This is a genomic window from Pseudomonas sp. KH_050 (assembly GCF_057838875.1).
Genome location: NZ_CM174478.1, coordinates 4,219,386 through 4,233,113, shown reverse-complemented (window position 1 = coordinate 4,233,113; position 13,728 = coordinate 4,219,386). Strand labels below are relative to the sequence as shown.

The following is a 13,728-nucleotide window of genomic DNA, read 5'->3' as shown; positions in this document are numbered from 1 at the left end:
AAACCATGGAATCGCACCCACCAGCCCCAGGCGACTCCGGTTCATCCAATCCACCCAGCTTGCCGCCTGCACCGGGATGGCAGGGCATCGCCAGCGACTGGGCCTCGGATAGAGAGGCCTTCAAGCAGGTCCCTTGGGGCAAGGCGATGATGTGGATATTCCTGCTCAGCGATACGTTTATATTCACCTGTTTTTTAATCGGCTACATGTCGGTACGCATGACCATCACCGTCCCTTGGCCGAACCCCAGTGAAGTGTTCGCATTGACGATCGGCGGCAGAGAAATCCCACTTATTCTGATCGCCATCATGACCTTTGTGCTGATCAGTAGCAGCGGCACCATGGCCATGGCAGTCAATTTCGCCTATCGCCGTGATCGCGCAAAAACCACTGCCCTGATGCTGGCGACCGCAGCCCTGGGTGCGACCTTCGTCGGCATGCAGGCCTTTGAATGGAGCAAGCTCATTGCAGAAGGGGTGCGTCCCTGGGGGAACCCCATGGGGGCGGCGCAATTTGGTGCCAGCTTTTTCATGATTACCGGTTTTCACGGACTGCATGTGTCAATCGGCGTCATCTACCTCAGCATTGTCGCGCTGAAAGTATTGCGGGGAGATTATGAGCGCTCCGGAAACTATCAGATCGTCGAGATAGCCGGGCTTTACTGGCACTTCGTGGACTTGGTATGGGTGTTTATTTTTGCTTTCTTCTATTTATGGTAGGTAACGCAGCATGGCCGAGCACAGTAAATCGTGAACAGGTTCTGAAGAGGAGCACTGATGATGGCGCATGCCCAGGGTCAGCAACATCCAATTAGTTTGTACCTTAAAATCTGGGGACTGTTATTCGTCCTTAGCACGATGTCATATCTTGTCGACTATTTTCACTTCCAGGGCTACCTCAGGTGGTCCCTGATTATCACGTTCATGTTGTTGAAGGCAGGTTTGATTGTCTCCATCTTCATGCATATGGCCTGGGAACGGTTGGCCCTGGTCTACGCCATATTGATGCCACCTTTGTGTTTACTGGTGCTCGTCGGACTGATGGCCTCCGAGGCGGACTATGTTTTCCTCAGCCGGGTCATTTTCTTCGGCCAATAAGCAACTTCCGGAAGGCCTTGGCCTCCAGGGGCTAACCCGATATCACTCGCTTGAACTGATGCCATTTGTGCTGCCAGGCTACTGTCCAGTGGGGGGCTGCCGTTCCCGTGCCGGCGATCTTGAGCATTGGATGATGTTCGATTACCCGGTCCAATACCGATTCCTGATCCGGCTCAACATCGACGAAGAAGATATGTTTGCCCTCATCTACCACCTGTTTAAAACTTCGAAAATGAGCGTTCGGCACCTGGAACCCAAAAAAGCCGCCTTCCCAGATGCAGAAGCCAAATATAACAATGGCCAGGAAGATAAAAGGCATCCAGCCTGCGGCGGATTCGGTCCAACCCAGCCACCAGGCGCCGCCAAGGACCAGCGCCGCGAGTGGCACACCGACCACCGCACCAATCTCGCCAGAGTGAACAGCATCTTGCTTCATTAACGAGTTGACCTCGTGGAGGTGATGTTCTTCAACATCAGCAACTTCTTCACTGAGCACATGAATTTGTTCGGAGTTGATGCCGTTGGCTTCCAGTTCATTTTCAACGGTTTCAAGATCGTCGAGATTGTCACTGATGTAATAGTGTCGATTCATGCCACCACCTCCCATCTCGTGTTTGCTGTAGACCTCCTCTGTCCTGCAGCCATAACCGAGATTTACCGTCGGTATCTGTACCCGTGGGGAACGTTGCACGCTTCATGCTATCCGAGAGAAGTATAGCATTCCATGGCATGCAGGGCAGTCAATGTCAAGTTCTGAAAAACAGCATCAGGCCTGGCGCGCCTCGACCCATTCTGCATCGCAGCGCCATCAGGAAATTCGCCCAACGAGGCCGGAAGCAGGCCCTGAAATCGGCCAAACGACCGAGTAACGGCGAACTTAATCGAGCAATTGAGCAACCAGAACCGCGTTGGTATAGATCAGGCTGCCATCACTCTCTTGGTGGCCAACCAGATGGAAATGGCCGCGGTCTTCGTGCAAATAGACGCGAAACTGGCAGTCGGACAGGGGGCCGTATCCCTCTGGCAGGATCAACTCCAGCGTATCCATATTGACATCGACCATGACTTCAGAGTCGTGGGTTTTTTCCAGGTATTCTTCGGCCTGCTCAAGACGCAGATGGACGTCGCCATCGACGAAAAAATGGATCTCGCCCACTGGGGTGGACTTTTGCGCACCGCTGGGTTTGCACCAGCCTTCGATCGTCAGGGCACTCATGGCGAAACCTCTGATGTGGACTGTTGGACGCTGTAACACCAGCGTCTATTCAATTTTAGACCCGAATGTTCAATTGACTGGTCAGTGCCGCACGGGAAATCGATACAGCAATAGGCGTTTACCACTGCACGCACCCCGAATTTCACGGATTCACCCAACCCCCGGTAGGAGCTGCCGCAGGCTGCGATCTGTTGATCTTGCTTCGGGCACTCTCCAGAACCGCCAAAAGATCGCAGGCTGCGCCAGCTCCTACGCCGACCGGATAGACCCGCACTCTCCGGTTAACGCCATTCCTCGACAGCCCGAATTTCACGGATTCACCCAACCCCCGGGTAGGAGCTGCCGCAGGCTGCGATCTGTTGATCTTGATTTTCGGCACTCTCCAGAACCGCCAAAAGATCGCAGGCTGCGCCAGCTCCTACGCCGACCGGGTAGACCCGCGCTCTCCGGTTAACGCCATTCCTCGACAGCCCGATTTTCACGGATTCACCCAATCCCCCGGGTAGGAGCTGCCGCAGGCTGCGATCTGTTGATCTTGATTTTCGGCACTCTCCAGAACCGCCAAAAGATCGCAGGCTGCGCCAGCTCCTACGCCGACCGGGTAGACCCGCACTCTCCGGTTAACGCCATTCCTCGACAGCCCGAATTTCACGGATTCACCCAACCCCCGGGTAGGAGCTGCCGCAGGCTGCGATCTGTTGATCTTGATTTTCGGCACTCTCCAGAACCGCCAAAAGATCGCAGGCTGCGCCAGCGCCTACGCCGACCGGGTACACCCGCACTCTCCGGTTAACGCCATTCCTCGACAGCCCGAATTTCACGGATTCACCCAACCCCCGGTAGGAGCTGCCGCAGGCTGCGATCTGTTGATCTTGATTTTCGGCACTCTCCAGAACCGCCAAAAGATCGCAGGCTGCGCCAGCTCCTACGCCGACCGGGTACACCTGCACTCTCCGGTTAACGCCATTCCTCGACAGCCCGAATTTCACGGATTCACCCAACCCCCGGGTAGGAGCTGCCGCAGGCTGCGATCTGTTGATCTTGCTTCGGGCACTCTCCAGAACCGCCAAAAGATCGCAGGCTGCGCCAGCTCCTACGCCGACCGGGTAGACCCGCACTCTCCGGTTAACGCCATTCCTCGACAGCCCGAATTTCACGGATTCACCCAACCCCCGGGTAGGAGCTGCCGCAGGCTGCGATCTTTTGATCTTGCTTCGGGCACTCTCCAGAACCGCCAAAAGATCGCAGGCTGCGCCAGCTCCTACGCCGACCGGGTGCACCCGGGTCGAAGTGATCTGCGCTGTCGATCCGAAGTTCCGCGTGTTTCCCGCCGACCGTCAGAAGTTGTATTTGAAGCTGGTCATGACGTTCCGCGGAGCGCCGTAGTTGCCGTAATAGCCAGCATAGCTGTAGTACTCGCGGTCGAAGGCGTTGTTCAGGTTCACCGAGGCGCTGAGGTTTCTGCTGATCTCGTAGCGTGCCATCAGGTTAGTAATCGCATAGCTGCCTTGGGTGAAGGTGTGTAGGTCGCTGCCGACTTTGCTTTGCCAGTTCACTCCGCCGCCAATGCTCAGTTTCTCCAGCGGCCCTGGCAAGCGGTAGGTGGTGAAGGTCTTGAGGCTGTGCCGGGGCAGGACAGTATTGATCCGCTCGTCGTGGGCATCAGTGGTGAAGGTGTAGGCGTAGCCGGCGCTGGCCTGCCAGCCTTCGGCCAGTTCCCCGTTGAGCTCGAATTCGACGCCCTTGGAGGTGGTGTCCTGCTCGGCCTTGTAGACGTTGCTGCCGGGGAAGTCGGCCTGCCAGATGGCGAGGTTGTCCTGTTCGAGTTTGAACAGCGCCAGGCTGGAGTTCAGCTGGCCCTGCAGGTGGCTGCCTTTGATACCCACCTCGTAACCCTTGCCTTCCATCGGGTCCAGCGGCTTGTTGTTTTCGTCGCGCACCCAGGACGCCTGGGGATTGAAGATGCTGGTGTAGCTGGCATAGACCGACCAGACGTCGGTCAGGTCATAGACCACACCGGTGTAGGGGATGAACACGCCGCTCTCTTTCGATTGGGTCTGGATGGAGTCGCCGACGTCGGGGCGGTCCTCGGTGTCGCGTTTCCAGTCGACCAGCCGGCCACCGAGGATCAGGCTCAAGTCGTCGCTCAGGTGAAAGCGCCCGGTGAGGTAGGCGGCGTATTGGGTTTCATCGATCGAGGATTTGCCGGAGACCGGGAAATCAGGTTTTGGATTGTTGCCGTCATAGTCGAACAGATTGTCGATCGCGCCGTCTGGCGAGGCGAAATAGTCATACAGCCAGCTGCCATAGCTGGGGACGCTCTCCTTGTATTTGGACAGGGTCAGGCCACCGATCAGCTCATGCTCGCGACCGAACAGGCTGAAGGGCCCGGTCAGGTACAGGTCCAGGTTGTCCTGGCGCGGGACGCCGGAGAAACGCACCGGCAGCAGGCTGGTGCCGCTGCCATCGGCTTGCAGGGTGCCGTTGAGGTAAGTGAAAACCTCATCGAATTTGTTTTCAGAGTGGGTGTACTCGATCTTGCCGCTCCAGCCGTTGCCCAGCTGTTGCTCGATGGAGGTGAAGTAGCTGGTCTGCTCGTGATCGTTATTTCGCTCAGGTAGAATTCGCTGATGCCATAGAGCAGCTGCGACCGGGATTTGTAACGGTCGAGCCAGGCGCTTTCGGTTTTGTAGTCGGCGACCAGCCGGCCGCGCACGTTGCCGCTTTCGGTCAATGGACCCGACACATCGAAGCCGCTGCAATAGCGAGCACACTTTGCGCGATCGTCACCAGAAAGCTTCGCGGCGCCCGAACCTCGATGTGTTCCGCTTTGATCAGCAGGCGGACGAAAACATCCTGCGCGAGGTCCGCGGCACTCTGCGAGCAGTCCAGCCGACCTCTTAACCAACGCTGCAGCCAGGAATGTTGCTCGCGGTACAAGGCCGCGAGACCGGAAGGGCTTGCTGGAGAGGTCGAAGGCATGGAGTTCGCACGAAATGAAAGGGTGAACGGCTGGTAATGATAATGGTTATCATATGCGTCATGGTGGCGACTGGCAAGCGTTCAGCTGCGCGGGTAGTGGCTGGGGATGTCATCTTGAAGGGGAGTCGCCGGTGAAGTGGCCTGGTTCTGAAGAAACGCCATTACGTGGTAACTTCCGCTCCCGACAAAAATCTCCAAAGGACGGCCGAAATGCGCCCGAATGGACAGCTCTGCGCTCCGTTTATCTTCCTTGCCTGCACGGTCTTCTCCGGCACCTTCGCCGCTGCGAGTACGCAACAATCGGATACCGACAAGCTGGTGCAGGGCGCCGCCCGGTCGGTGATGCAGCAGCAGGGCATTCCCGGCCTGGCCATCGCGGTGACCGTCAATGGCCAACAGAAATTCTACAACTACGGGGTGGCCTCCAAAGAAACCGGTCAGAACGTCAGCCGCGAAACCTTGTTCGAGATCGGCTCGATCAGCAAGACGTTCACCGCCACCCTGGCCACTTACGCTCAGGCTAACGACCAACTCTCGCTCACTGACCATCCCGGCAAGTACTTGCCGCAACTGCAGGGCAGCCAACTGGATAAGGTGACGCTGATCAACCTGGGCACTCATACGGCGGGAGGTTTTCCGTTGCAGGTCCCTGATGCGGTGCAAAACAACCAGCAGTTGATGGACTACTTCAACGCCTGGCAGCCGCAATACGCCCCGGGCACTCATCGGACCTACGCCAACCCGAGTATCGGCTTGCTTGGGATGATTGCGGCCAGGAGCATGAACTTGCCCTTCGAGGCAGCGATGGAGACCCGGCTCTTTCCGGAACTCGGCATGCGCGGCAGCTACCTGAATGTCCCCGCGAGCAAGATGGCGCTCTATGCGCAGGGCTATAACAAACAGGACGCGCCGGTCAGGCTGAACCCCGGAATACTCGGAGCCGAAGCTTATGGGGTGAAAACCAGCACCGAAGACCTGATTCGCTTCGTCGAGGCCAATCTGAATCTCGTCGAGACAGACGCCAGGCTCAAGCGCGCGATTGCCGATACCCATATCGGTTACTTCAACGTCGGGCCGATGACCCAGGACCTGATCTGGGAGCAGTACAGCTACCCGGTGAAGTTGGAGTCGTTACTGGAAGGCAACTCCAACAAAATGGCTTACGAGACTCAGCCCGCCACCGAGCTGATCCCGCCGCTGCCTGCGCAACAGGCGGTCTGGATCAACAAAACCGGCTCAACCAACGGCTTTGGAGCCTACGTCGCCTTCATTCCGGCGAAGCAGCTCGGGATTGTGATACTGGCGAACAAGAATTATCCCAACGAGGCTCGGGTTCGTCTGGCGCATCAGATTCTCAGTCATCTGGATTGATGTTTGTCAGCAGGGGACTGGTGGGGTCGGAAAGTAGCCTGGTGGATTGCTACACTTTCAACCGACGCCACTCAGCCCCTGGTTACAAGGCACCTGTCAGCCGAATTTCACCGGCCAGCCTGGAGGACTTCAACTTCTAGCGACCAGCAGGTAGCCCGGATTGAATGAGGATCGCCTTGGCCAGCTCTTCGTCGCTGGCGTTGAGGCCTGGATTTTCCTGCCGAATCCGGTTCAACACGGACTCCAGGTAGACGCCGCGAATCGTGCCTCCACTGGCAATGAAGCTGGACGCGTCATCGCGAGCAGGAATCGCGAGTTTGTCGTCCTTGAAGGTTGAGTACAGCGATGCAGAAATCCCTGCCGAGGTGGCAACATCTTTCGCATCCACGTCGGCCATGACCGAACCAAAAGGCAGGCAGAGCAATAGTGAAGAGACGAGAAGTGTGCGGCGCATGACGGTGTCCTCAGAAAGCGTGAAGCCTAAAGGATGTACCCTATATTTAGGATGCCTGGGGGGAGCCAGTAGTTCCCTGTCGGCGGTACAAAGCCGAGGGTTGAAAAAAACGGTCGTCGCAATACAGTGCGATTGAGCGACCACTACCGCATGGCAATGCGCTCGCCGCACTGACGCCAACGGGAGGTGCAGAAATGGGTTATGAGCCTCGTGAGCAGGGCGAACCGTTCAAGCGTTTGTTTTTCGCCTTGCCCTGCGCCTCTGCGCAACGCCGGGCCATCGCCCAATGGCGCAGCGCTCTTGGACTCAGTAGCGGACGCCCGGTGCCAGCGGACAATTTTCATTTGACCCTGATGTTTCTGGGATCGGTCACCGTGACGCAGCTTCCGGGCATTTGCGCTGCCGCGGCAGGCGTTCGAACCTCAGGCGAGCAGTTGACTGTAACGCTCGACCGTCTGGATGTATGGCGCCGAGCCGGCGTTTTGCTACTCGTTCCAGCGCAGGAGCCACTGGAATTGCGCCAGCTGGTCTATGCCTTGCAACAGGCGTTGCTACCCCTTGGATTTGTCGACGCCCCGAGGGAGTTTCGCCCGCACTTGACCTTGATGCGCGACTATCGAGCTCCTGTCCCTGAATCCACGACGCCACCAGACTTTCACCTGAGGGCCAGACACTTCACCCTGTTCGAGTCGCATAAAGGCCGCTATCGGCCATTGGCTGAATGGCCGCTGGTTTCATAGACGGGGGGGCGCGGCGCCTCAGGCATCGCGCAACAGGTCATGGGCGTTGAGCAGGCTGTAGACAATGTCCGGACGCTTCTCCAGGCCGCGGCGAATCGCTGCCGGGATCGACTGGCGGGTTTTGCGACAGAGTCCGCTCAGTTCGTCGATGTGAATACGGATGCCGCGCATGGTTCGTACTTCGTTGAAGCTTGGGGCGATTTCCAGGCGGATGCCCAACTGCTCGTACATCCGCCGTTGCAGATGCTCGAGGTCGGTCAGGCTCTGAAGATTTTCCAGTCGGTCGAGCAGGCGTTTTTCCTCCTGGCGGGTCAGGCTCAGGATGCGCAGATCGGCGGCGGGAGTTTCCAGCAGCAGTTCGCGCCCGCAAATGCAGGCGCCGGGTGGACAGGGTTGTCGGATCTGCAAAGTGGGCGTCATGGGCTCCAATCATAGTCAATCAGGATCGCCTTTGCCCATTGGGTTTGTAGTGGTGATTTATTCCTATGTATGGGGTCGATGGTTGTGATGGTGATACGGCCAGGAGGCATGTGCGGCGTCGCCCGATGAGCTCGGCGCCGGGGCGGCCAGCTCCTCCAGGTGGGTGATGATGTCATCCGGTTTGAGCACCAGTACGTCGCTTTCCAGGGTGTCCAGAATCATCTCGGCGGTGTTGCCGATCAATGCGCCTGACAGTCCGGTGCGAGCCACGCTGCCGATCACCGTGAGTGCAGCCTCGAGCTTGTGCGCGATGTACGGGATCAGCATATCGGCCGAGCCTTCCTCGATATGCAGGCGATCGTCGCTGATATTGAATTCGGCCTGGAAGGTCCTGCACAGGTCGCGATAGTGAGCCTGAATACTCTCCTTGAGTTGGAGTAAGGGGTTGGCTGCCGAGAGCAGGGGATAGGGGTGGGCGCTCATCATGTGTAGAGTGCCGCCGGCCAGTTTGGCAATGTCGTAGCCATGGCTGACGATGCCGGAATGCAGGACGCGGTGCTCCACGTCACTGTTGCCGGCATCGACGGCGGCGAGAATGTTGCCTCCGGTCCAGGGCCTGGCGGTTTTTACTATCAGCACCGGGCTGGGGCAGTAGCGCAGCAGCTTCCAGTCCTCGGGGGTGAGAAAACCCTTCAGCAGGGGATTGTCGGGCAGGTGCTGCTTGATCACCAGGCCGCAGCCCTCCGTCTGTTGGGTGGCGATGATGGTCTTGTGTGAACTCCCATGCCAGGCCTGTTGGGCACTGACGCTATAACCCTCCTGTTCCAGGCTGCCTTGAATGTCGTTCAGGTAGGCGCCGTGGTGTTTCCCCTTGTCGCAGGCCAGTAGATGCAGGTGCGACTGGGTGGCGTTGGCAATCATCTTGGCTCTGTTCAGGATCAGATCCTTTGACTGCTGAGCATCCACCACCACCAACGTGTTGCGAATGGTGTGCATGAGTGTCTTCCTGTGCATAAGTACAGTTTTCATGCGGGCGATACGGGCATTCTTGCCTATACCCTTCGAGCGGGTTGGACGCGTTAGGGTCAACCCTCGCCCGCCTGTTAGCCGCAAGTTCACTTGCCGACATCATGCACGCGACAGCTAAAATCGAATCCTGCCCGCTCAGTCCGATTGTTGACACTTGAATCGAGCGGGTATTGATAACCACGAAACTGCTGCTGATCGCTCCTGCAACGGCGCAAGTTGACTCCCCGGCGCTGGCGCTTTTGTTGCTTGCATCTACATTGAAAACAACTACATTGAAAACGTAGCGTTGTAACGCGGGCGGTACACTGGGTGCCGGAGTATTTGCGTTACTTCTTGTTTCTTGTTTCTTGCTTCTTATGGGTTACGCTGCTGGCAAAAGAAGTGCATGAGTATCTGCCGCCTTCAATGCCTCGGTTGCCTGCACTTATCCGCTTGGGTAAATGCCACGCCCAAGTCAATACCCCCATCCTGGGACAGGATTCGAGTTGCTCTCCGGCGAGCGTTGTTGCTCGCTCAACTCATCGGATTAGTATGAGGGTTATTCGGCTGGAAGTTCAGGCAGTTTGTCGGCTTAGTTAGTAGATTTATAACTAAGCAAACCTTGGGTGAACCTCATTTGATCTTATGAAGTTGTTCCACCGCTGACTGGCATCACCTGCAGCAGTCATCCCCAACCCGGCAAAAACACGACGCATTGATCTGCACATCGGCCCGAGCCATGGCCAGGTCGAGACGGGCTTGTGCGGCCGCTGCTTCGGCATGCTTGCCCAACCGGTGCAGACACTCCACGTAGCCGTGCAGACTCCACACATTGTCCGGGTGCCGGGACGCCCGACTGAGTGTGTTGTCGAGTCCCAGATCGGCCCGATAAACCTGTTCGGCTTCTTCTACCCGGCCTTGCTCCAGGAGCAGCGCACCCAATGCATGCCGGACCGGTTGCATCCATCCCCACGGTTCGTCATAGGGCAGGTTGTCGTCCAGTTCCAGCGCGTGGCGCAGGTGGGCAAAGGCGCTGTCGTGGTTGCCCTTGCGGTACTCGATTTCCCCCTGCAGCATGGCCGCGGCAATCGCCAGGATATCCGTGCAGGTGTTGTTGAAGATGTACCGCGTCTGCGGCACGCAGGCCATTGCTTCACGCAGGCGTTGTTGCTCGGCTTCTGCGGCGGCTATCTGCGCTTGAGCGGCGTACGCCACGCCTTTGGCGTAGTGCAGCATTGCCGTGGTCACACAGTACAACTGCGGGTCGTCGGGCAGTGGCTCGGCAAGAATTTCCTGCCATCTGCCAAACCGTACCAGCACGTGCATCTTCATCGGCACGAAACCTTCCACCCAGTCAGCCATCGGCGGCTGAGTCACGCGCAGCAGTTCTTCGGGAATAGTCGCAATCAGTTCATTGGCGGCTTCCAGGGCAGGGCGGTACTGGCCGAGAAACGTCGCCGAATAGAGCTTGAAGTGATAGCTGTGGCTTCTATAGAGCGTGTAGAAATTGATCGGGCCTTCGCGTTCCAGGTATTTGCGGTCGGCGAGGATCGCCTGGCTATTGCTGACCATTCCGGCATGGTAATCGCCGCAGAGCACATCGATATGCGACGGCATATGGCGCAAGTGTCCTGCGTCCGGCACCAGGTCGCGCAGTGCATCGCAGGCCCGCAACGCGCGTTCCGGCCAGGGTGACATTTCCATGGTATGGATATACATGTGCAGAACGCCGGGGTGCGGCGCATCCCCGCGCTGGTCGATCATCCGCAGCGCCTGTTCCAGCACCGCCACCGCTTCAAGGGTATCCGCGCCCTGCGCCGGAGCGCCGCTCTTGAGGTCCCATAACAGCCAGGGCGTGCGGTTGATCAGCGCTTCGGCAAACAGCGCACTGACATCAAGATCGTCGGGGAAGGCGGCGTAGACACTGCGCATGGAAGCCGAGTAGGCATCGTTCCAGGTGCAAAGCTGATCAATGTTCTGCGCCTGGTCTGCCTGGTAACGTTGCTCCAGCGCCTGGATCAGCGCCTGCTCCACCGGCGTTGCGCCGTCGATACGCTCCAGTGCCGCTTGCGTGGCCCGGCGTGCCTCGGCCACAGCCTCTCTCAATTCCTGCTCGGCAAAGGCGTCCCAGCGCTTGTTGTAATTCGAACCGCACGCATGGGCGATTCCCCAATAGGCCATCGCGCAACCACTGTCATGTTCGACAGCCTTGCGGAAACAACGTATGGACTCTTCGTGGTTGTAGCCGTAGCACCAGAGTAAACCACGGTCGAACCAGAGCTGGGCCTGCGACGAACTCGTGGTCACTGGACGGCTGTAGGTGCCCAGATCGTAATAGTCACGCATGGACGTATCCTCTCTCCAGGAACATGGAGTCTGGATAGACGAGCCTGGACCCCTTTCGGGGTTGGCAGAGTGCAGCGGATTAATTTTAGCGGACACATCGACAGGCGCGGATTTCATTCGTTGCAGAATTTTTCAGAAGCCGTATAGGTCAAATTACTGCTGACACGCTTCAAGATCGCTCCACATGCGCTCCCAATAAGCGTGGGATTTCTCGAATCTGAATATCATTTCCTTCTCGAGGATTTGCTGTCTTTCCAGCGAGGCCTCCCCCAAGGATTCCAGATACCTTATCTGCGCCTCGATGGCATTCTGTTGCAAGCGACAGCTATTCACGCACGCCATGATCCAGGAGGTGCCCGTTAACAGGGCGAACCTTTCATGAATCTCGAGCAGTGCCATGTTCGCTCTCCGATAAATTATCAGAGCGTAGATGAAGGTTGAGCATTGGGAGTGAAGGCCTTTGGTGGGTTGCCCGACTCAAAGGCCTGGTACTGAATTTTTCCGTTAGCACTCAGACGAAATCAACGGTTGCTGCGTGGTCAACCTATCTCTTTCGAGGATGGCGGCGCGTCATACTCGGTCATGATCGATCGCAGGTGTTCGATGGCTTCATGGTATTTAAGATCGGCATGCTGTCTGCGCTCCTGGTACTGCATGAACACTTCCGCATCCATGTAGGGCCGATCGAGAAGATCAAGGGCGGCGCAGCTCAAGTTATGGGCTTCGCTGAAAAGCTGTTTGTTGCGTTCTAGTGCCAGGTTTAGACATGCTGTGGTTTGATTGGAAATGCTCGTTCCATTCATTGCTGCACCCTTGTTATTGACCTGTTCTTATTATTGCGCCTGATCCGCTCTTGGCTGTGCTTGTCGGACAACCTGGGCGGACAGCGATTGAGTTCACCACCACCGATTTCATGAGCATGCTCTACAGCAAGGCTCCGTCACCGGCTTGCCAGCTGAATACGCTTACCGTTTGAGCTGGTCTTTGCTGTCGAGCCAATTGCGGCGGGCTTCGATGTACTTGTTGTCCGCGCGCCTTTTGAGTTCCGAGAACTCATGAAGGGACTGAGTCGAAACAGGTTGATGACTCAAGAGCGCATAGGCTGCTTCACTGAGCTGATCGGCTTCAAAGAATAGCTGACTGCTGGGATTGACGGATTCCGGCCATGCAGAGTAGTGCACTTTTTCTGTTTTTGTTGTGGTCATAGCGACATTCCTTTCTGGCAGGACTTGAAGGTGGAAATACTCTCCTGGCATTCTTCAAGTCATGACGCCGAACGAAGTTCTGGTTCGGCGTATGGTTATTGATCCTGATGGTAACGGCCTATGGCGTCAGATCAGTTTGTACTAAGTTGAACCATTTTGCCTACCACTGGCGATGAGCGGTTTTTGGTACTGGCGTTCCTGTTAGGCGAACAAGTGCGCTACTTGCTCTACTTCTTTATCCTCAAAGCAATAGCATTGGGCAGGTATTGATGAATGGCGATAACCTATTCGGGAGTCGCCGGCGGCAAGAACACCAGATCGAACTGCTTGGCTATCTCAAGTATGCGAGGTAGATCTTCCGGCACTTTGAGTTGATCCACGGCCGCAAAAAACTTGCCTCCTCTGGGATCAGAGACCACGCCGAGAATTTTTGCGCTGGCGCTTATGTTCTTGTAGGCATGGACGGTGCCAGCCGGGATATGCACATAACCACCGGCTGCCACGGTGGTGGACTTGCCTTCTACGGTGACCTCGACCTGTCCATCCATCACATAGAACGCCTCGTCCCAAGGATGAAAGTGCGGTAGAGGCCCGCCACCTTGCACACCTTCCTGGATATGCACTTCGAAGGGTTTAGTGATATCTCCGCCGGCGAGAATAGTGATCGCCTCTCCCACTACATTGACAGGCGCGGGTGTTTTATCCGCTTCGATAATATGAACCGTTCGCATGATTGCTCTCCGGTGGATGAATCCGCACCCACCAGTATATTCACTTGCCGAACGGCTGCCGTGAATCCACTGAAGTCGCCATGGTTGATGACCGCCGGTAACCCCGCATCAGTACCAGCCCACGCTTCGCTACTCTTAATTTAAGGGGCCGTCGGGAC

General features: G+C 57.0%; 15 protein-coding genes and 1 pseudogene. 4 read left to right on the top strand and 12 right to left on the bottom strand.

Features of this window, described 5'->3' with window-relative positions; genetic code table 11:
- Positions 1-5: 5 nt before the first annotated feature.
- Both AC3IUA_RS19280 and AC3IUA_RS19275 read left to right on the top strand, forming a co-directional pair.
- On the top strand, positions 6-719 hold the full coding sequence (locus tag AC3IUA_RS19280; protein WP_489356346.1) for a heme-copper oxidase subunit III family protein: 714 nt from the start codon (positions 6-8) through the stop codon (positions 717-719).
- Positions 720-779: 60 nt separating this feature from the next.
- Positions 780-1,097 (top strand): cytochrome C oxidase subunit IV family protein, encoded by a 318-nt coding sequence (locus AC3IUA_RS19275; RefSeq protein WP_489362406.1) that lies wholly within the window; start codon positions 780-782, stop codon positions 1,095-1,097.
- A gap of 31 nt (positions 1,098-1,128) precedes the next feature.
- On the opposite strand, the gene AC3IUA_RS19270 is transcribed toward AC3IUA_RS19275, so the two are convergent.
- The 4 genes and pseudogenes from AC3IUA_RS19270 to AC3IUA_RS19255 form a co-directional block, all read right to left on the bottom strand.
- Complete coding sequence (locus tag AC3IUA_RS19270; RefSeq protein ID WP_489356344.1) at positions 1,129-1,689, bottom strand: magnesium transporter; 561 nt, start codon at positions 1,687-1,689, stop codon at positions 1,129-1,131.
- A gap of 285 nt (positions 1,690-1,974) precedes the next feature.
- On the bottom strand, positions 1,975-2,313 hold the full coding sequence (locus tag AC3IUA_RS19265; protein WP_489356342.1) for a hypothetical protein: 339 nt from the start codon (positions 2,311-2,313) through the stop codon (positions 1,975-1,977).
- A 1,337-nt stretch (positions 2,314-3,650) separates the two neighbouring features.
- Positions 3,651-5,080, bottom strand: a pseudogene (locus tag AC3IUA_RS19260) (TonB-dependent siderophore receptor); the annotation flags it as partial.
- On the bottom strand, positions 5,044-5,295 hold the full coding sequence (locus AC3IUA_RS19255; RefSeq protein ID WP_489356340.1) for a sigma factor: 252 nt from the start codon (positions 5,293-5,295) through the stop codon (positions 5,044-5,046). The pseudogene AC3IUA_RS19260 and the gene AC3IUA_RS19255, both read right to left, overlap by 37 nt.
- 210 nt (positions 5,296-5,505) lie before the next feature.
- Here AC3IUA_RS19255 and ampC point away from each other — a divergent pair, with 210 nt between their 5' ends.
- Positions 5,506-6,666, top strand: a complete 1,161-nt coding sequence (ampC, locus tag AC3IUA_RS19250; protein ID WP_489356339.1) for a class C beta-lactamase — start codon at positions 5,506-5,508, stop codon at positions 6,664-6,666.
- A gap of 136 nt (positions 6,667-6,802) precedes the next feature.
- Here ampC and AC3IUA_RS19245 read toward each other — a convergent pair whose 3' ends face one another.
- The gene (locus AC3IUA_RS19245) at positions 6,803-7,120 is read right to left on the bottom strand and encodes a DUF2388 domain-containing protein (protein ID WP_489356337.1); all 318 of its coding nucleotides are present in this window, start codon (positions 7,118-7,120) and stop codon (positions 6,803-6,805) included.
- Positions 7,121-7,314: 194 nt separating this feature from the next.
- Here AC3IUA_RS19245 and thpR point away from each other — a divergent pair, with 194 nt between their 5' ends.
- The gene (thpR, locus tag AC3IUA_RS19240; protein ID WP_489356336.1) at positions 7,315-7,860 is read left to right on the top strand and encodes an RNA 2',3'-cyclic phosphodiesterase; all 546 of its coding nucleotides are present in this window, start codon (positions 7,315-7,317) and stop codon (positions 7,858-7,860) included.
- Positions 7,861-7,878: 18 nt separating this feature from the next.
- Here the strand turns inward: thpR and AC3IUA_RS19235 are convergent, their stop codons facing one another.
- From AC3IUA_RS19235 to AC3IUA_RS19205, 7 genes are all read right to left on the bottom strand, one after another.
- Positions 7,879-8,280 carry a hypothetical protein gene (locus tag AC3IUA_RS19235; protein ID WP_489356334.1) on the bottom strand — a complete coding sequence of 134 codons (402 nt, stop codon included), beginning with the start codon at positions 8,278-8,280 and terminating at the stop codon, positions 7,879-7,881.
- A gap of 63 nt (positions 8,281-8,343) precedes the next feature.
- Positions 8,344-9,276: a universal stress protein gene (locus AC3IUA_RS19230; RefSeq protein ID WP_489356332.1), complete on the bottom strand. Its 933-nt coding sequence runs from the start codon at positions 9,274-9,276 to the stop codon at positions 8,344-8,346.
- Between the two features lie 684 nt (positions 9,277-9,960).
- Complete coding sequence (locus AC3IUA_RS19225) at positions 9,961-11,634, bottom strand: hypothetical protein (RefSeq protein WP_489356330.1); 1,674 nt, start codon at positions 11,632-11,634, stop codon at positions 9,961-9,963.
- Positions 11,635-11,787: 153 nt separating this feature from the next.
- Positions 11,788-12,033 (bottom strand): hypothetical protein, encoded by a 246-nt coding sequence (locus AC3IUA_RS19220; protein ID WP_489356328.1) that lies wholly within the window; start codon positions 12,031-12,033, stop codon positions 11,788-11,790.
- Positions 12,034-12,173: 140 nt separating this feature from the next.
- Entirely contained in the window at positions 12,174-12,437 is a 264-nt protein-coding gene (locus AC3IUA_RS19215) for a hypothetical protein (protein ID WP_489356326.1), read from the bottom strand.
- A gap of 162 nt (positions 12,438-12,599) precedes the next feature.
- Complete coding sequence (locus AC3IUA_RS19210) at positions 12,600-12,839, bottom strand: hypothetical protein (RefSeq protein ID WP_489356324.1); 240 nt, start codon at positions 12,837-12,839, stop codon at positions 12,600-12,602.
- Positions 12,840-13,123: 284 nt separating this feature from the next.
- On the bottom strand, positions 13,124-13,570 hold the full coding sequence (locus tag AC3IUA_RS19205) for a cupin domain-containing protein (RefSeq protein ID WP_489356323.1): 447 nt from the start codon (positions 13,568-13,570) through the stop codon (positions 13,124-13,126).
- Between the last annotated feature and the right edge of the window lie 158 nt (positions 13,571-13,728).

Coding starts and splice junctions, on each gene's coding strand:
- AC3IUA_RS19280 (WP_489356346.1), top strand. CDS start 6: ATGGAATCGCACCCACCAGCCCCAGGCGACTCCGGTTCATCCAATCCA.
- AC3IUA_RS19275 (WP_489362406.1), top strand. CDS start 780: ATGGCGCATGCCCAGGGTCAGCAACATCCAATTAGTTTGTACCTTAAA.
- AC3IUA_RS19270 (WP_489356344.1), bottom strand. CDS start 1,689: ATGAATCGACACTATTACATCAGTGACAATCTCGACGATCTTGAAACC.
- AC3IUA_RS19265 (WP_489356342.1), bottom strand. CDS start 2,313: ATGAGTGCCCTGACGATCGAAGGCTGGTGCAAACCCAGCGGTGCGCAA.
- AC3IUA_RS19255 (WP_489356340.1), bottom strand. CDS start 5,295: ATGCCTTCGACCTCTCCAGCAAGCCCTTCCGGTCTCGCGGCCTTGTAC.
- ampC (WP_489356339.1), top strand. CDS start 5,506: ATGCGCCCGAATGGACAGCTCTGCGCTCCGTTTATCTTCCTTGCCTGC.
- AC3IUA_RS19245 (WP_489356337.1), bottom strand. CDS start 7,120: ATGCGCCGCACACTTCTCGTCTCTTCACTATTGCTCTGCCTGCCTTTT.
- thpR (WP_489356336.1), top strand. CDS start 7,315: ATGGGTTATGAGCCTCGTGAGCAGGGCGAACCGTTCAAGCGTTTGTTT.
- AC3IUA_RS19235 (WP_489356334.1), bottom strand. CDS start 8,280: ATGACGCCCACTTTGCAGATCCGACAACCCTGTCCACCCGGCGCCTGC.
- AC3IUA_RS19230 (WP_489356332.1), bottom strand. CDS start 9,276: ATGCACACCATTCGCAACACGTTGGTGGTGGTGGATGCTCAGCAGTCA.
- AC3IUA_RS19225 (WP_489356330.1), bottom strand. CDS start 11,634: ATGCGTGACTATTACGATCTGGGCACCTACAGCCGTCCAGTGACCACG.
- AC3IUA_RS19220 (WP_489356328.1), bottom strand. CDS start 12,033: ATGGCACTGCTCGAGATTCATGAAAGGTTCGCCCTGTTAACGGGCACC.
- AC3IUA_RS19215 (WP_489356326.1), bottom strand. CDS start 12,437: ATGAATGGAACGAGCATTTCCAATCAAACCACAGCATGTCTAAACCTG.
- AC3IUA_RS19210 (WP_489356324.1), bottom strand. CDS start 12,839: ATGACCACAACAAAAACAGAAAAAGTGCACTACTCTGCATGGCCGGAA.
- AC3IUA_RS19205 (WP_489356323.1), bottom strand. CDS start 13,570: ATGCGAACGGTTCATATTATCGAAGCGGATAAAACACCCGCGCCTGTC.